At 69.4% G+C, this 16,652-nt stretch carries 17 protein-coding genes; 5 read left to right on the forward strand and 12 right to left on the reverse strand.

All coding sequences use genetic code 11. The features are described 5' to 3' along the window. Window positions 1-5: 5 nt before the first annotated feature. The 8 genes from ACFVR6_RS07175 to ACFVR6_RS07210 form a co-directional block, all read right to left on the reverse strand. The gene (locus ACFVR6_RS07175) at window positions 6-710 is read right to left on the reverse strand and encodes an ABC transporter ATP-binding protein (protein ID WP_386960527.1); all 705 of its coding nucleotides are present in this window, start codon (window positions 708-710) and stop codon (window positions 6-8) included. Between the two features lie 8 nt (window positions 711-718). After that, on the reverse strand, window positions 719-1,522 hold the full coding sequence (locus tag ACFVR6_RS07180) for an ABC transporter ATP-binding protein (protein ID WP_386960530.1): 804 nt from the start codon (window positions 1,520-1,522) through the stop codon (window positions 719-721). Continuing rightward, the gene (locus ACFVR6_RS07185; RefSeq protein ID WP_386960533.1) at window positions 1,519-2,820 is read right to left on the reverse strand and encodes an ABC transporter substrate-binding protein; all 1,302 of its coding nucleotides are present in this window, start codon (window positions 2,818-2,820) and stop codon (window positions 1,519-1,521) included. Before ACFVR6_RS07185 ends, ACFVR6_RS07180 begins: the two co-directional genes overlap by 4 nt. Further along, the gene (locus ACFVR6_RS07190) at window positions 2,817-3,902 is read right to left on the reverse strand and encodes a branched-chain amino acid ABC transporter permease (RefSeq protein WP_386960536.1); all 1,086 of its coding nucleotides are present in this window, start codon (window positions 3,900-3,902) and stop codon (window positions 2,817-2,819) included. Before ACFVR6_RS07190 ends, ACFVR6_RS07185 begins: the two co-directional genes overlap by 4 nt. After that, window positions 3,902-4,768 carry a branched-chain amino acid ABC transporter permease gene (locus tag ACFVR6_RS07195; protein ID WP_386960539.1) on the reverse strand — a complete coding sequence of 289 codons (867 nt, stop codon included), beginning with the start codon at window positions 4,766-4,768 and terminating at the stop codon, window positions 3,902-3,904. The genes ACFVR6_RS07190 and ACFVR6_RS07195 overlap by 1 nt, the downstream gene beginning before the upstream one ends. Before the next feature lie 106 nt (window positions 4,769-4,874). Beyond that, entirely contained in the window at window positions 4,875-6,263 is a 1,389-nt protein-coding gene (locus ACFVR6_RS07200) for a M24 family metallopeptidase (RefSeq protein WP_386960541.1), read from the reverse strand. Between the two features lie 49 nt (window positions 6,264-6,312). Continuing rightward, window positions 6,313-7,020 (reverse strand): SDR family NAD(P)-dependent oxidoreductase, encoded by a 708-nt coding sequence (locus ACFVR6_RS07205; RefSeq protein WP_386960544.1) that lies wholly within the window; start codon window positions 7,018-7,020, stop codon window positions 6,313-6,315. Further along, a complete protein-coding gene (locus tag ACFVR6_RS07210; RefSeq protein WP_386960547.1) occupies window positions 7,017-7,907 on the reverse strand; it encodes a cupin domain-containing protein in 891 nt (296 codons plus the stop codon). Before ACFVR6_RS07210 ends, ACFVR6_RS07205 begins: the two co-directional genes overlap by 4 nt. Before the next feature lie 288 nt (window positions 7,908-8,195). Between ACFVR6_RS07210 and ACFVR6_RS07215 the strand changes: the two genes are divergently transcribed. Further along, complete coding sequence (locus ACFVR6_RS07215; protein ID WP_386960549.1) at window positions 8,196-9,623, forward strand: amidohydrolase family protein; 1,428 nt, start codon at window positions 8,196-8,198, stop codon at window positions 9,621-9,623. Then, complete coding sequence (locus ACFVR6_RS07220) at window positions 9,620-10,012, forward strand: RidA family protein (RefSeq protein ID WP_386960551.1); 393 nt, start codon at window positions 9,620-9,622, stop codon at window positions 10,010-10,012. The genes ACFVR6_RS07215 and ACFVR6_RS07220 overlap by 4 nt, the downstream gene beginning before the upstream one ends. 3 nt (window positions 10,013-10,015) lie before the next feature. Here ACFVR6_RS07220 and rlmB read toward each other — a convergent pair whose 3' ends face one another. Further along, a complete protein-coding gene (gene rlmB / locus ACFVR6_RS07225; RefSeq protein WP_386960554.1) occupies window positions 10,016-11,002 on the reverse strand; it encodes a 23S rRNA (guanosine(2251)-2'-O)-methyltransferase RlmB in 987 nt (328 codons plus the stop codon). Next, window positions 10,995-12,362, reverse strand: coding sequence for a cysteine--tRNA ligase (cysS, locus tag ACFVR6_RS07230; RefSeq protein ID WP_386961672.1), 1,368 nt, complete (start codon window positions 12,360-12,362; stop codon window positions 10,995-10,997). Before cysS ends, rlmB begins: the two co-directional genes overlap by 8 nt. Before the next feature lie 546 nt (window positions 12,363-12,908). Between cysS and ACFVR6_RS07235 the strand changes: the two genes are divergently transcribed. Continuing rightward, a complete protein-coding gene (locus tag ACFVR6_RS07235; protein WP_386960557.1) occupies window positions 12,909-13,835 on the forward strand; it encodes a DMT family transporter in 927 nt (308 codons plus the stop codon). A gap of 4 nt (window positions 13,836-13,839) precedes the next feature. Beyond that, window positions 13,840-14,301: a GNAT family N-acetyltransferase gene (locus ACFVR6_RS07240; RefSeq protein ID WP_386960560.1), complete on the forward strand. Its 462-nt coding sequence runs from the start codon at window positions 13,840-13,842 to the stop codon at window positions 14,299-14,301. A gap of 12 nt (window positions 14,302-14,313) precedes the next feature. On the opposite strand, the gene ispD is transcribed toward ACFVR6_RS07240, so the two are convergent. Both ispD and ACFVR6_RS07250 read right to left on the reverse strand, forming a co-directional pair. After that, complete coding sequence (gene ispD / locus ACFVR6_RS07245; protein ID WP_386960563.1) at window positions 14,314-15,513, reverse strand: 2-C-methyl-D-erythritol 4-phosphate cytidylyltransferase; 1,200 nt, start codon at window positions 15,511-15,513, stop codon at window positions 14,314-14,316. A gap of 23 nt (window positions 15,514-15,536) precedes the next feature. Then, window positions 15,537-16,019, reverse strand: coding sequence for a CarD family transcriptional regulator (locus ACFVR6_RS07250; protein WP_191717359.1), 483 nt, complete (start codon window positions 16,017-16,019; stop codon window positions 15,537-15,539). Between the two features lie 144 nt (window positions 16,020-16,163). Between ACFVR6_RS07250 and ACFVR6_RS07255 the strand changes: the two genes are divergently transcribed. Then, window positions 16,164-16,649 carry a DNA modification methylase gene (locus ACFVR6_RS07255; RefSeq protein WP_386960566.1) on the forward strand — a complete coding sequence of 162 codons (486 nt, stop codon included), beginning with the start codon at window positions 16,164-16,166 and terminating at the stop codon, window positions 16,647-16,649. Window positions 16,650-16,652 lie beyond the last annotated feature (3 nt).

Genomic DNA, 16,652 nt, shown 5'->3' on the forward strand with positions numbered 1-16,652 from the left:
ACCCATCAGATGCTGAGGTGTCGTTCGAGCAGCACGTCGTCGGCACGGAGCTGCGACGTCGGCCCGCTCCACGCGATCGTCCCCGAGTCGTCGATCACGATCGCCTTCTCTGCGATGTCCAGTGCAAGGTCAACGTTCTGCTCGGCGATGAGGATCGACAGACCGGAGGCACGCAGGCCCTCGAGCCGGTCCTGGATCACATCGAGCACGCTCGGCGCGAGGCCTTCACTCGGCTCGTCCATGATCAGCAGGGACGGGTTGGTCATCAACGCGCGGCCGATGGCCAGCATCTGCTGCTCGCCGCCGGAGAGCGCCCGGGCCATCGACCCGGAGCGCTCGGACAGTCGGGGGAAGAACTCGAACACGCGCTCGACCGTCCACGGTTCCGCCGAGTGGGCGCGCCGATGACGCGGCACGACGGTGAGGTTCTCCAGCGTCGTCAGAGAGCCGAAGACGCGCCGGCCCTGCGGGACGAGGGCGACTCCCGCGCGGGCGATGCGGTACACCGGCATCCGTGTCAGCTCGGCACCGTTGTAGACGATCGACCCTGCCGTCACCGTCGGGGGGCGCAGGCCGCAGATGGCCCGGACGAGCGTCGTTTTGCCCATGCCGTTGCGTCCGAGCAGCGCGACGCTCTGGGCGTCGCCGATCTCGAAGTCGACACCGTGCAGCACCTGGGCCGTGGCATAGCCGACATGCAATCCGGTCACCTGGAGTGTCACTTCTTGTCCCGCCTTCCGAGATAGATCTCCTTGACGACCGGGTGATCCCGCACCTCGTCCGGTGTGCCGGTCACGACGTGCCGGCCGTTCTCCATGCACATGACGCGATCGGTCAGCCCCAATGCGAGCGACATGTCGTGCTCGATGAGGAGGATCGGGAGGGTCCGCGGCAACGCCTCGATGAGGCTGCGCAGGGTGCTTCGCTCCGCGGCCGACAGTCCGGCGGCCGGCTCGTCGAGCAGCAGGATGCGGGGTTCGCCGACGAGCGCCATCGCGATCTCGAGCTGACGCTGCTCGCCGTGCGAGAGGTCGGCGACGGTGTCGTCCCGGCGGTCGAACAGGCCGACCGAATCGAGCATCTCGGTGGCGCGCGTCGTGATCTCGTCGCGCTGGCCCTGGGTCCGCCAGAAGATGCGGGCCTGTCCCGAGCCGCCGCGGGCGGCGACGCGCACGTTGTCGAGCACGGTCATATCGCGGAACAGGTTCGAGACCTGGAACGTGCGTCCGACGCCGAGCCGGGCACGACGCGCGGTGTCCAGCTTCGTGACCTCCCTGCCGAACAGGTCGATGGAGCCGGTGGTCGGCGCGACATCGCCTGCCACCATCTTGAACAGTGTGGTCTTGCCCGCGCCGTTCGGGCCGATGACCCCCATACGTTCGCCCGCGCCGAGGCGCAGAGAGATGTCTTCGACCGCCTGAACCCCGCCGTAGCGCTTGCCCAGGCGTTCCACCGTGAGCGCGGGGGCGGAAGCCCCGGATCCTGACGAATCCGAGGCCGCCGCCATTGCCGATGCGGTCACTCGAGCCCCTGGAAGCTCTGCGAGTACGTCGGCTGCGCGAGCGCGTCCTCCGGGGAACGGCCCAGCCACTGGTCCACGTCCTCGAACGTCGCGATCGGCGTGTTGTAGAAGTTGCCGTCATCGCCCTCGGTGACCTCGCGAACGTACACCGGCCCGACCATCTGGTTGTAGTCGTCCCAGGAGACCCGCCCGAAGATGCTGTCCTCGAAGGTGTACTCGGTGATCGCACTGACGAGGTCCTCGCCGGTCACGAGGCCGCGCTCGGCCAGCACGGATGCGACCAGCGACGCGGTCATGTATCCGCCCGCGACGTAAGCGCCGGGCACCTTGCCGTCCGCGAACTCCTTGTAGGCGTCGACGAATTCCGCCACGGCTTCGCTGTCGCGGCCTTCCGCCCAGTAGCTGACCGACTTCAGACCGACGATCTGGTCGCCCATCGTCCGCAGCGTCCCCTGGTCGGCGGCACAGCAGTTCAGGAGCAGATCGTCCATGTCGAGACCGAGACCGAGGTAGGCGTTGAGGAAGTTCGGTCCGGGCGCCCCACCCGCCGTCGCGACGTACACGACGTCGGCTCCCGCAGCCTGGATCTGCGAGACGTAGGTTGAGAAGTCCGTCGTCGTGTTGGGGAACCAGATCTGCTCGACGACCTCTCCGCCGTTCTGCGTGAAGCCCTGCACGAATCCGGCACAGGACTCCCAGCCGAACGCGTAGTCGGCGCAGAGGGTGACAGCCGTGTCGTAGCCGCCGTCCGTCGCGGCCCACTCGCCGCCGGGGTAGTTCGCCTGAGAACCTCCCATGGAGCCGGTGCGGACGGTGAGGTCGTTCGCGGCGCGTTGAGTAAGGTCGTCGGAAGCGGCCACCGGGTGCAGGTTGGGCACGTCGACGCTCGCCGTGTAGGCCGCGACGGCGAGTGCCGTGTTGGCGATGAGCGGCCCGACGATGAAGTCGACTTCATCCTGCTCGACGAGCTTCTTCGCCTTCGTCAGCGACGTCTCGGGGTTGCCTGCGTCGTCCTCCACGATCGTTTCGATCGTGATGCCGTCGACCTCCGCGCCGTTGAGGTCCCAATAGAGGTTCCAGCCATCGACCATCTCCTGTCCGGCGACGGCGAAGTTGCCCGTCGTGGGCGAGATGAACCCCACCTTGAGCGCGCCGCCCTCCTCGCCTTCCGAGCCTGCGCTCGGGGCCGGCTCGCTGGCTCCTGGAGGGGCGCAGGCGGTCAGCGCGAGCGCCGTGATGGCCGCGATGCCTGCCGCGGCGAGCGCCGATCGGCGACCGCGGGTCTTCATTGACGTCATTGCGGGTCCTTTCCTTGGTGTACTGCGTGGCGGTCTCCGGGGGGCGCGGCTGCGCCCCCCGGTGCGTCCCCTTCGGGTGAGGACGCCGCCTTCGATCGGGCGCGGAGCCGTCGGAAGAGCTTTCCGGCGCTGCCGGCGATTCCCGCACGGGCGAAGAGGATCACGAGAATGAAGATGAGTCCGAGCAGCGTCGGCCAGCGGTCGACGTAACTGGACAGGAGGTTCTCGACCATCACGACCACAGCGGCACCGATGAGAGGCCCCAGCAGCGTGCCGACCCCGCCCAGGATCACCATGACGATGAGATGCACCGAACGGTCCACCCCCGCCGAGGACGGGCTCACGAAGTGGGTGTGCCAGACGGCGAGGAGCCCGGCCAGACCGGCGACGCTCCCGGAGATCATGAATGCGCCGAGCTTGTAGGACCTTACGCTGTAGCCCAGGCTGCGCATCCGGCTCTCACTGTCGCGGATTCCGCGCAGGCTCGCTCCGAACGGCGAGTTGCTCACGATCCAGAGCGCCGCAGTCGCCAGGACGAATACGCCGAGCACGAAGTAGTAGTAGGTCCAGTACGAATCCAGCCACTCGAATCGCTCGATCCCGGAGATGCCGTTCTCTCCGCCGGTCACCGACGACAGCCGGAATGCGAGGCCGTAGATGAGCATCCCCACGGCGAGGGTCACCATCAGGAAGTAGATGCCGCTCGTCCGCATCGACAGCAGACCGTAGAGGAATGATGCCAGCAGCGTCATCCCCAGAGCGACGAGCACCTGCATCCCCGGATCCATGCCCTGCTGCGAAGCCCAGCCTGCGCCGTACGCCGACGCCGCCGCGATGCCGGCATGTCCGAGCGAGACCATGCCGCCGTTGCCGGCGAGGAAGTTGACGCTCGAGGCGAGCGTCGCCGCGATGAGGATCGTGGACGCCAAAGAAACCATGAACCCGGATGCTCCGAGATACGGCAGTGCGATGGCTGCGACCAGCAGCAGCGCGAGCAGCGCCATGTTGGTCAGCTGGACGCGGTCCCGGCGCGGCGGCCCGAAGGTGCGAACGGTGCGGGTCTCGACGATGCGGTTGCTCATCAGGCAGCCTTTCCGAACAGGCCCGTCGGGCGGAAGACGAGAACGAGCGCCATCGGCAGGAAGATGGTGAAGTACGCCAGTTCGGGGATCCAGGCCTTGGCGAAGGCGTCGATCAACCCGATGAGGACGCTGCCCACCGCGGCTCCGGGGACGCTGCCTAGCCCGCCGATGATGATCACGACGAGGGCGTACAGGAGCACCTCGTTCTGCACTCCGGGGAGGATGCTCTGCATGCCGGCACCGATCGTGCCGCCGATGGCTGCAAGGGCGGCACCGACCACGAACATTCCGGTGAACACCCAGCGGATGTTCACCCCCATCGCCGAGATGATCTCCCGGTCGTCGACGCCGGCACGGACGATGGCCCCGACGCGCGTGCGGCTCTGCACGAGGGCGAGCGCCACCCCGATGGCGACCGCCAGCCCGATCACGAAGATCCGGTACCAGGGGTACACCAGGTCGCCGACGGCGAGGGCCCCCGGGATGCGCACCGAGTTCGGGAGGTTCTGGGGGTCCCCGCCGAAGAAGGCGAGGCAGAGATCGGCGATGACGAACGACACGCCGATCGTCAGCAGCACCTCGGGCATCTCCTGCCCGCGCACGAAACGCAGGAGCACGACCTCGACGAGGAAGGCGGTGACCCCCACGGCGACGATTGCCGCGATCACGGCGATCAGCAGGTTTCCCGTCAGGGTCGCGATGACGACGCCGATGTAGCCGCCGAGCATGTAGAAGGCCCCGTGCGCCATGTTGACGATGCGCATGAGCCCGAAGACAAGCGTCAAGCCGCTGGCCAGAAGGAACAGCAACGCGCCGAAGCTCAGTCCATTGAGGACTTGCTGGGCGAGGAATACGGGTTCGGGCACCGTGATCAGGCCTTCCACTGCGTCGGGGAGTTGGCAGGTTCAGTCAAGCAACGACTGAACAGGGTGTCAAGTCAGAGTGTACAACTGTCCAGCTTCAGTGAACTGGTCAGGCCGTCGCTTCCCCTCTCCCCTCCGGCGTGTTGAGGTGGGACTGCGAATCACGGATGCCGGGGAGCGGCCCGTTGACGGTGAAGTAGCGCCCGCCGCCGGCGACGAGGAGCTCCTCAGCCGGGAACTTCGTGATCACCTCGCAGCCGTCCGCCGTGACGACGACCTCCTCCTCGATGCGGGCGGCGCCCCAGCCGTCGGCAGCGGGCCAGTACGTCTCCAAAGCGAACACCATGCCCTCCTCGAGCACCTCCGGGTGATCGAGAGAGGTGAGACGCGAGAAGATCGGCTTCTCCCAGATCGACAGCCCCACGCCGTGCCCGTACTGCAGGGCGAAAGCGGCCTCTTCATCAGGGAAGCCGAACTCCTGCGCCGTTGGCCACAGTTCGACGATGTCGGCCGTGGTGGCTCCCGGCTTGACCGCGGCGATGGCCCGGTCCATGTACTCACGGCACCTCTTGTAGGCATCGCGCTGAGCGGGACTGGCTGACCCGACCGCGAAGGTGCGGTAGTAGCACGTGCGGTACCCGTTGAACGAGTGGAGGATGTCGAAGAACGCCGGGTCGCCCGGCCGCACGGCACGGTCGGAGTAGACGTGCGGATGCGGCGAGCACCGCTCACCCGAGATCGCGTTGACGCCCTCGACATACTCGGAGCCCTGGTCGTAGAGAGATTTCGCCACGAGCCCCACGCACTGGTTCTCCCGGACACCGGGGCGCAGGAACTCGTAGAGCTGGTCGTAGGCGGCATCCACCATGGACGCGGCGGTCGTCAGCAGGGTGATCTCGTCCGGGGTCTTGATGCGCCGGGCCTCCATGAAGATCTGCTGGCCGTCGACGACCTCGATGCCCTCCCGCTGCAGCGCGAAGAGGATCGGCAGCTCCACGACGTCCACGCCGAGAGGCTCCCCCGCGAGGCCGAACCGCTCCAGCTCGCGCTTGATCTTGCGCGCCACCTCCTCGGCGATGCCGGCGTCCGGGGGGAACGCACCACGCAGCGTCGAGATACCCGCGCGCGCTCCGGATTCCTGGCGCGGCCGGGTCGCGCCGTGATGCGGCGCGTGGGGATCGGCATCGGCTTCCATATGCGTCTCGTGCAGCCAGGGGTTCAGCAGGGCGTGATGCTTCGCCGCCGATCCGAAGTCCCACACGATGGGGTCTGTCTTGCGCGTGACGAGACAGAACCGGATGAGCTTGTCCATCGCCCAGGTGCCGATGTGGGTCGCGGAGGCGTAGCGGATGTTGGCGAAGTCGAACGCCAGCACGGCACCGACAGAGGAGCGTTCCAGCTCCGCGTGCAGCCGCGCCAGGCGCTCGTCTCTCAGCCGCTCGAAGTCGACTCGTGCTTCCCAGTCGACGCCCATGGTGCCGCGTGTGGCCGTGCTCATGATCTGCTCCTTGTTCGCGTGTTCGTGGGGGTTCGTCGGGTTCTCGGCGTCAGGTGATGCGCCAGCCGCGGTCGACGTCGAGGCTGTGGGCTGAGACGCCGCGGTTGAACAGGAGGAACTTCACGGCATCCACCACATCGGTCATCGTCGCCAGAGCGCCGCCGGGGGTGCGGCTCTCGTAGCCGCTGACGACACCGTCGGGCTTCGCCTCCCAGAACGGGCTGTCGCCGATGATGCCCGGGTGCAGCGCGTTCACCCGGATGGGTGCGAGCTCGAGGGCGAGGGTGTTCATCAGTCCGTCGATGCCGCCGTTGATCGTGGAGACCGTCGTGGACCCGGGGTACGGCGCGTCCTTCGCGCGCCCTCCGAAGAGCACGATGCCGGTTTCCACGGAGGGCTCGAGACGATCGATCAGGCTGTGGATGGTCTCGGTGTACCCGATGAGCTTGAGGGTGACCAGCCGCCGGGCACGTGCGATGTCGTACTCGCGCAGGCTGTTCGCGTCGCGCTCGATCGCCGCTAGGACGAGGCCGTCGAGCCGGCCGACGTCGGCGAGTTGGGCTGCGATACCTTCCGGCTCCGAGACGTCCAGGGCGACACCGGTCGCACTCCCGCCCAGACTCGCCGCCACCTCCTCGGCCCGCTCCCGGCTTCGGCTGGTGAGGATCACCCGGTCGCCGTCGGCGACCAGATCCTTCGCCAGCTCCAGTCCGATGCCGGATGATCCTCCGGCGATGAGTATCGTGCGTCCGCTCACATCTCCTCCTCGAGACGTTCTTCCAGGTATTGCCAGTCGCGCACGAACCGGTACGCGTGGCGTGGGGGCATCTGGGGCGACTGGGTCTCCAGCCACTGCACTTCAGCGCCGGTGGCTTCGAACGAGTGCACGCACCCCACTGCCGCCCAGGCGATGTCACCCGCGGTCAGGAGGAACTCCTCACCGTCGAAATGTGCGCGGACCTCGCCCTCGGTGATGAGGTAGGCCTCCTCGAGCGGGTGGTCGTGCGGCCCGGCCTTGCCGTCGGGCGCGTAGCGCACCATGAACGAGGTGCCGAGGGTGGCGCCGAGGTCCGAGTCGACCATCATCTTCAGGGTGATGCCGCTGTAGACCAGCAACGCGGTGCGCATGCTCGCCGAGACCGCCAGCAGCTGCTGCGACTGCCCGGCTGGATCCATGTGCGCGGCGGTGATGTTCCCGAACGACCGCGTGCGGGGATCCCGGGTGTCGACGGGGGTCGGCTCGCGCTCGGGTAGCTCTTCCACCCGATAGGTGTCCGAGCCGTGACGCGCTCGCGCGGGCGGAGTGAACAGGTCGGCCCAGGCGGCGTCGACCCCCGTCGAGCGCCAGGCGTGCGGGACGCCGATGGGGATCACGCCGTAGTCGCCGGCCACCAGCCGCACCGTTCCCTCGGGGGTGACGATGACGACCTCGCCTTCGAGGACGTAGAAGCTCTCCTCGAAGGAGTGCACATGCGTCGCCGTGCTGCCGCCGGCCGCGAGACGCGTGATCCCGAAGTCGGTGTGCGCCGCACCGTCATCCTCCCCGACGCCGCGCCAGCGGGTCATGCCGACGGCTCCCGGAGCGAGCGCGCCCACGTCGAGGTAGTGGGCTTCGGCCGCGCGGCGGACGATGAACCTGGCCATGCTCTTCCTCCTCGAGGGTGAGAACGAGGCGGCGCACCCTTGCGCCACCCGAGACCCGAGCCGCCCGAAGGCTGCTGTTCAGTCTTACTAAACGACATGTAAACCGCACCGCGTCGTGATTGTCAAGCGATGTCGCCGAAAGCCCGCCTGCACCGCGCCGATTCCTAGGGCGATTACCCCCTTCCCCTTGGCCCCGGTCTAAGCCATGCTGTATGCCACGCAGCGTTCCCCGTGACTGTACAGAGCGCTGAACGACCCGACGAGATTGCTGATCGAAGGAGATGAGCGATGGCCAATTCACCGACCCCGCAGGCGGGGCAGCCGATCCTCTTCAAGGACGGGATCGTCCTGACGATGGACGACAGGCACACCGTCCTCCCCCGCGGCGACGTGCTCGTCAAGGATGGGGTGATCGCCGAGGTCGGGACGGATGTGGCGGCGCCGGATGGGGCATGCGTCATCGATGCGTCCGGCGGCATCGTCATGCCGGGAATGGTCGACACCCACCGGCATATGTGGCAGACCGCGATGCGCGCCTACGGCGCCGACTGGACACTCACCCAGTACTTCGTCTGGTACTACCTCCAGCATGGCGCCAAGTTCCGGCCCCAGGACTACGCGGCCGGCAACCTGATCTCGGCGCTGGATGCGATCGAGTCCGGCGTGACGACGAGCGTGGACTGGTCACACGGCCTGCGCACCGTCGAGCACGGCGAGGCCGCCTACGAGGCCCTCGTCACCTCACCCGGCCGATTCGTCTTCGCCTACGGCAACATCCATCGCTCCCCATGGGAGTGGACAGCGGACCCCGCCATCCAGCGACTCCTCATGACCTCACGCGACGACTCGCGGATGTTCGACACGCAGATCGCGTTCGACGTGCCGAACCAGGACGAGCAGTTCCCGGAGCTGGCGGCGTACCGGGTGGCCAAGGATCTCGGGCTGCGGGTGACCACCCACGCCGGCGTGTGGGGTGCGACGAACGACTGGGGTATCCGCAACGCCTACGCCGCGGGGGTCATGGACGAGGGCTTCACCTACGTGCACGCCGCGTCGCTCTCCGAGGAGTCGTACCAGATGATCGCGGCGACCGGCGGCAACGTGTCACTCGCCACCGAGTCGGAGGACACCTGCGGGCAGGGCTATCCCCCGCTGCATCAGCTGCGGCGACACGGGATCCCGACCTCGCTGTCGGTGGACACGAGCGTGTGGTTCAGCGCAGACCTCTTCTCCGCCATGCGTGCGACCGTCAACGCCGACCGCGCTCTCGAGCACTATCGGGCGCATCGCCGCGAGCCGGCAGAGACCGTCACGCACGTGCGGCTGCGCGCCGAGGACGTCGTACACATGGCCACCCGTGGGGGCGCCCAAGCCCTGGGCAAGGACGACGTGATCGGCTCGCTGGAGACCGGCAAGCTCGGCGACGTGGTCCTGCTCAAGAACGAGGACTCGCCGACCTGGGCCCCCTTGATCAATCCGTGGGGCCAGATCGTTTACCAGGCGCAGCGCGGAGACGTCCACACCGTGCTCGTCGGCGGCGAGGCCGTCAAGTGGAACGGCAAGGTCACCGCCGGCGACCTGCGTGGCGTGCGGGCGAAGCTCGATGACACGGTGTCGTTCCTTCAGCGCGAGGTCGGCGACGATTGGGTCCAGGGCATGCACCCGGACATCCCGGAAACCGAAGTGCTCACCAACCCGTACCAGTACAAGAAATGACCGACCCCGGCTCGCGGCTCACGCGCCATCCCGCACCGGTGTACCCGGGTATATCGGACAGCGTGCGAGTCTCCGCCGGTGATCTGCTGTTCCTATCCGGAGTGGTCGGGCTCGAAGACGACGGGACCGCCCCGGCCGAGTTCTCGCGCGCCGTGGAGCTCGCCTACGCGAGCCTCCGGCGGTCGTTGACCGTCGGCGGGGCGGAGGTCGATCACCTTGTGCGCGTGAACGTGTACATCGTGCGGCTCGACGCGGAGCGGCTCGCGCTGTGGCGCGCGACACGCGACCGCTTCATCGGCCCCGGCGACCTCCCCGCGAGCACGGTGATCGGCGTCGACTCGCTCGTCGGCGGGGCCGAGATCGAGATCGACGCCGTTGCGGTCGTCTGAGCGCTAGTCCTGCGCCGCGCGCATCGTCGCCACCTGATACAGCGCGACGGATGCCGCGATGCCGGCGTTCAGCGACTCGGTGGCCGCCGATATCGGGATCGACACGACCTGGTCGCACGTCTCGGTGACCAGGCGCGACAGGCCCTTGCCCTCCGAGCCCACGACGATCACGACGGGCCTGTCGGCCAGCTCGAGCGACGGCAGCGACACGTCGCCGTCACCGTCGAGACCGAGCACGAACACGCCCTGCTTCTTGAACTCCTTGAGCGTGGAGGTCAGGTTCGGCGCGATGGCGACGGGGATGCGCGCGGCGGCGCCGGCGCTGGTCTTCCAGGCGGCGGAGTTGACACTCGCGCTACGACGCTGGGGCAGGATCACACCGTGCCCGCCGAAGGCGGCGGTGGAGCGGATGATCGCGCCCAGGTTGCGGGGGTCGGTGACGCCGTCGAGGGCCACGAGCAGCGGGGTCTGGTCGCGGTCGATGATCTGCTCGAGCAGGTCCTGAGGGTGCGCGTACTCGTACGGCGGCACCTTGATCGCGACGCCCTGGTGCACGCCGTCGAAGCCGGCCATGCGGTCCAGCTCCGGGCGCGTCACTTCGAGCACCGGGATGCCGCGGTGGGTGGCGATCGACAGCATCTCCTTGACGCGGTCGTCCATCTCCACGCGCTGGGCGATGTAGAACGCGGTCGCCGGGATCTTGGCGCGCAGCGCCTCGAGCACCGAGTTGCGGCCGGTGACGATCTCGGTGTCGTCGTCCTTCTTGGGGCGGCGCTGCGGCGCGGGCTTCTGCCCGGGTGCACCCTTGCCGCCGGCGGCGGCGTAGCGCTCGGCCGCGGCCTTGCGCTTGCCGGCCGGGTGCCAGGCGCGCTCCTCCGCCTTGGGCGTCGGTCCGCGGCCCTCGAGGGACCGCTTGTTCTTGCCGCCGGTGCCCTTGGTGGGGCCCTTCTTGCCGCTCTTGCTTGCGCCGGGGCGCCCTGGCTTAGCCATTGAGACTCCAATGTGTTCCGTCCGGAGTGTCCTCCAGAGTGATGCCGGCGGCGGCGATCGCATCTCTGATGCGGTCGGCCGTCGGCCAGTCTTTGTCGGTGCGCGCCTGCGCGCGCTGGGTGATCATCGTCTGCACGAGGGCGTCGAGCGCGGATGCCGCGGCGCCGTCCTCGTCGCCGCGCCACCGCGGGTCTTCGGGGTTGAGCCCGAGGATGCCTGTCATGCGTCCCACCTGCACCGCGGCCCGTGCCGCGGCGTCGCGGTCGTCGGCGTCGAGGGCGGCGTTGCCCGCACGCACGTGCTCGTGCACGACGGCGAGGGCCTGGGGCACGCCGAGGTCGTCGTCCATCGCGGCGGCGAAGGCGTCGGGGAGGTCGGCGACGGTGAGCCAGCTGCCGGCGCCCAGCACCCGGGCGGCGCGCACCTGGAACGTGCGGATGCGTTCGAGCGCGGTGTCGGCCTCGTCGAACGACGAGTCGGTGATGTCGAGATTCGAGCGGTAGTGGGCGGCCGCGAGCGCGTAGCGCACGACGAGCGGGTCGCGGTGGGCGAGCACGTCATCGGCGAGGAGGAAGTTGCCCAGCGACTTGGACATCTTCTGGTCGCCGACGGTGACGAGACCGTTGTGCACCCAGTAGGCCGCGAACGCGTCGCCGGCCGCCGCGGACTGGGCGAGTTCGTTCTCGTGGTGCGGGAAGCGCAGGTCCAGGCCGCCGCCGTGGATGTCGAAGGACGATCCCAGGTAGCGTCGCGCCATCGCCGAGCACTCGATGTGCCAGCCGGGCCTCCCGTGCCCCCAGGGCGAGTCCCACGCGGCATCCGCCGGTTCGCCGGGCTTGGCGCCCTTCCACAGGGCGAAGTCGTGGGGGTCGCGCTTGCCGCGGGGATCGGCGTCGGCGGCCGGCTCCATCGCGTCCAGCGACTGGCGGGTGAGCTCGCCGTACGATGCCCACGACCGCACGTCGAAGTAGACGTCGCCCGCCGCGGCGTACGCGTGACCGGCGGCGATGAGCTCGGCGATGAGCTCCTGCATCTGCGGGATCGACGCGGTGGCACGCGGCTCGTACGTCGGCGGCAGGATGCCGATGGCGGCGTAGGCGCGCGAGAACTCCAGTTCCATGCGGTACGCCAGCGCCCACCATGGCTCGTCGGCGCGCGCGTTGGCGAGCACCTTGTCGTCGATGTCGGTGACGTTGCGCACGAACGTGACGCGCCCGAACCGGTGGCCGAGCCAGCGGCGCAGGATGTCGAAGCTCAGGGCGCCCCGCAGGTGCCCGATGTGCGGACCGGACTGCACGGTGGGCCCGCAGACGTATACGGTCACGTTCGTGGGGTCGCCGGGGACGAAGTCGCGCAGCATCTGCGCCTTCGTGTCGTAGAGCTTCACGCCCGATCCCCGGTTTGTCACTGCACCAGCCTACCGGCGGCACCACCCGCTTCCTGGGCGCCGCGGGCACCGGTGGTCATGGTGGCGCGCCCGCCGGTGGTTTCGGTCGTCGCATCCGCCCCCTCCCCGCGCATGGGGAGGGAACTTCGCGACGACCGAACCGTAGCGGGGCGGGGCGGGGCGGGGGGTGGCGGAGTGGGGCGGCGACGTCGCCGCACGTCACTTCGGTCGTCGCATATGCACCCTCGGCGCGCAGGGGGACGCACCTTTGCGGCGGCCGAACCACGGGGGGCGAGCTTCGGCCGTCGCACTTGCACCCTCGGTGCGCGCGGCGGGGGCCTTTGCGACGACCGAAGCCGCAGGGGGCGAGGCGGAGGCACGCCGCCACCACCTCGCTTCGGTCGTCGCGTATGCACCATCCACTCCCGCCACGCGGGACGTGTGCGACGAGCGAAGCCACGGGGGCGGCGGAGCGGGGCACGTCACGAGCCCGACACACCGATCCGCTAGAACTGAGAGGTGCTCCCCGTTCTCGCCGTGCTCGCCGCCGCTGTGCTGTTCGGCACGACCGGCACTTCCCAGGCCCTGGGCCCCGATGACGCGACCCCGTTCGCCATCGGCGCGGTGCGTCTGGTCATCGGCGGCACGGGGCTCGCGGCCATCGCCCTGACACTCGCCGCGCGCCACCGCCGCACCTCCACCGCACCGCGCCCCGCCCTGGACAGGAGCGCCCTGCTGCTCATGGCGACCACGGGCCTGTGCCTGGCGTTGTACCAGCCGTTGTTCTTCCTCGGCACCGAGCGCAACGGCGTCGCGGTGGGCACCGTCATCGCGCTGGGTTCGGCTCCCGTGCTGGCCGGGCTCCTGGAGTGGCTGCTCACCCGCCGGCTCCCCAGCCGCGCCTGGATGGCCGCCACCGCCCTCGCCACCGGCGGGGTCGTGCTGCTGGCCTTCGGCGGCGCCGCCGGCGCGACGGCGGGCACCGACCCGGTGGGGCTGCTCGGGTCGCTCGGCGCCGGCGCGTCGTTCGCCGTCATCGCCAACGCACAGCGACGGCTGATGGATGCCGGATGGGACCCGTTCACCGTCGCCGGCTCGATGGGCGCGGGAGCCGCGGCCTGCGGCATCCTCATGCTCCCGTTCGTGACGCTCACGTGGCTGGGGACGCCCTCCGGCGTCGTGATGGCGCTGTGGCTGGGGATCGCCACCATCGCGATCGCCTACACCCTGTTCACCTGGGGGCTGCAGCGCCTCACCGCAGCGACGGCGGCCACGCTGACGCTCGCGGAGCCGCTGACGGCCGGCATCCTCGGGGTCGCGCTTCTGGGCGAACGTCTCAGTTCTCTCGCGCTGGCGGGCCTCACGGTGCTCGCCGCGGGGCTCGTGCTGCTGGCCTGGGGCTCGCGCGCCCCGCGCGACCCGCAACCGTATGCCGTGGAGGGATGACCCGATGACGCTGGAGATCCGCCGCGACGACCTCACCGGCGCCGCCACCCGCGCCCTGGTGGCGACGCATCTCGAGCAGGTGCACGCTGGGTCCCCTCCGGAGAGCGTGCACGCGTGGGGGCTGCATCAGTTGCGCGACCCCGCCGTGCAGGTCTGGTCCGCGTGGCAGGGCGAGGACCTCGCCGGCATCGGCGCGCTCGCGCGGCTGGATGCCACCCGGGGCGAGATCAAGTCGATGCGGGTCGCGTCGGCGCACCTCGGCACCGGCATCGGTCGCGCGCTGCTGCGGCACATCATCGCCGCCGCCCGCGCCGACGGGCTGTCGAGCCTGTGGCTCGAGACCGGGTCCGCCGACGAGTTCGCGGCCGCGCGCAGCCTCTACCTCAGCGAGGGATTCGTGCCATGTCCGCCGTTCGGCGGCTACCGCGACGACCCGCTGTCGGTGTTCTTCACCCGCGCCCTCTGAGTGTGGGGCCGGTCACGCCGGCACGACGAGCGCCACCGCGAACGCCGAGACACCCTCGCCGGTGCCGGTGAAGCCGAGGCCGTCGGTCGTGGTCGCCGAGACCGACACCGGGGCACCGCCGAGCGCCGCCGACAGCGCGGCCTCGGCCTCGGTGCGCCGGGCCGACAGCCGCGGACGGTTGGCCTGCACCTGCACCGACACGTTGCCCACTTCCCAACCCGCTTCACCCAGCAGCGCCCGCGTGCGGGCGAGGAAGGCGTCGGCGTGGGCGCCGGAGTACTCGGGGCGATCGGTGCCGAAGTGGGTGCCGATGTCGCCGAGGCCGGCCGCTGCCAGCAGCGCGTCGACGATCGCGTGCGCCACGGCATCGCCATCGGAGTGTCCCGACAGCGCCTGCTCCCCCGGCCACTCGAGGCCGGCGAGCCACAGCGACCCGTCGCCGCCGAACGCGTGCACGTCGGTGCCCACACCCACCCGCGGAGCACGCGGGGCCGCGTCGAGGGCGGTCGGCACCGCAGGCAGCGGCGCGAGCAGCGCGCGGGCTCGGGCGAGGTCGGCGGGCGTGGTGATCTTGAACCCCTCCTCGGAACCGGGGACGGTGACGACCTGGTGACCGGCGGATGCCACGAGCGCGGCGTCGTCGGTGAACTCCGCCGTCGCGGCGCGGTAGGCGGCATCCAGCACGTCACGACGGAAACCCTGCGGGGTCTGCGCCGCCGCGAGCTCGTCACGGTCGACGGCGGCGACGATGTCGGTGCCGTCGACGCGCTTGAGGGTGTCGACCACGGGCCGCACCGGGATGGCGCCGGCGGCGCCGCCGTCGATCGCCGCGACCACCCGTTCGAAGACGGCGGGTGGAGTGAGGGCGCGGGCGGCGTCGTGCACGAGCACGATCTCGACATCGGGCCAGACGGCGTGCAGTCCCGCCGCGACCGACCCCTGCCGGGTGTCGGCTCCGGTGACCACGTGCACGAGGTCGCGGCGGTCGCCGGCGGCCTCGAGCGCCTCGGTCAGCGCGTCGCCGTCACGGCCCACGGGCGCGACGACGATCACCTGCGCCTCGGGCGCGGCGAACACGCCGTGCAGGCAGTGACGGAGGATGCTGTGCGCGTCGAGGCCGACGAACGCCTTCGGACCGCCCGCACCCAGACGGGTGCCGGAGCCGGCAGCGACGACGATCACCGCGACGCGCGGTACAGGCGTGATGCTCACGCCTCGAACCTACCTCGCAGGTGTCAGCTGGCGAGAACCTCGTCGAGCACGACGCCTGCGCGCTCTTCGTCGGTCTTCTCCGCGAGCGCGAGCTCGGAGATGAGGATCTGACGGGCCTTGGCCAGCATGCGCTTCTCGCCTGCCGACAGTCCGCGGTCCTGGTCACGGCGCCACAGGTCGCGCACGACCTCGCTCACCTTGATGACGTCACCAGACGCGAGCTTCTCGAGGTTCGCCTTGTAGCGACGCGACCAGTTGGTCGGCTCCTCGGTGAAGGGGGCACGCAGCACCTCGAAGACGCGATCGAGGCCTTCCTGGCCGATCACATCGCGAACGCCCACGAGGTCGACATTGTCCGCCGGAACCTCGATGATCAGGTCGCCCTGAGTGACATTCAGCTTGAGATACTTCTTCGTCTCGCCCTTGATGACTCGTTCTTTGACCTCGATGATCGTCGCGGCCCCGTGGTGCGGGTAGACAACCGTCTCGCCAACCTCAAAAAGCATGCAGCTGTGTCCTTTCGGGAACCTCTAGGATACCACACCCCTCATACGCTAAGGTTCTCCGGCGGGCGCCCGGGGGCGGGTCCCGACAGCCCGCGCGCACCGCGTAGACTTCTCAGAATCGCCGTCTGTTCTCCGGGAGGAACCGTGAAATCGCGCCTGCTCGCGTCGCTCGCTCTGGGTGCCGCTGTCATCTTGGGAGCAACCGGCTGCAACATGGTCGCGCCTCAGGCGACCACCATCGCCTACTCCCCCTCCGACGGCGTGAACGTGCCCGAGTCGGGACCCGTCGACGTGCTCAACGCGATGATCATCGCGAATGAAGACGGCTCGCTCGGCAACTTCATCGCCTCGCTGGTCAACAACTCGCTCGAGGATCAGGTCCTCGTGATCGGCGTCGAGGGCGGCGAGACGGAGATCGTCACCGTCCCCGGCGGGGCCGCGGTGACGCTCGGCGTCGACGAGGACCCCATCCTGTTCACCGACCTCGGCTTCGCGCCCGGCGCCACCGCGCCGATGGCATTCCAGTCGGGTGACGGCGAGGGCGTGGTCGCGGAGATCACCGTGCTCGACGGCGCACTGCCGTACTACTCCGAGTTCGTCCCGGTCGAAGAAGAGTTCATCGAGGACTGAGCG

It is taken from the genome of Microbacterium sp. NPDC058021 (genome assembly GCF_042885955.1).
Classification (GTDB): domain Bacteria; phylum Actinomycetota; class Actinomycetes; order Actinomycetales; family Microbacteriaceae; genus Microbacterium.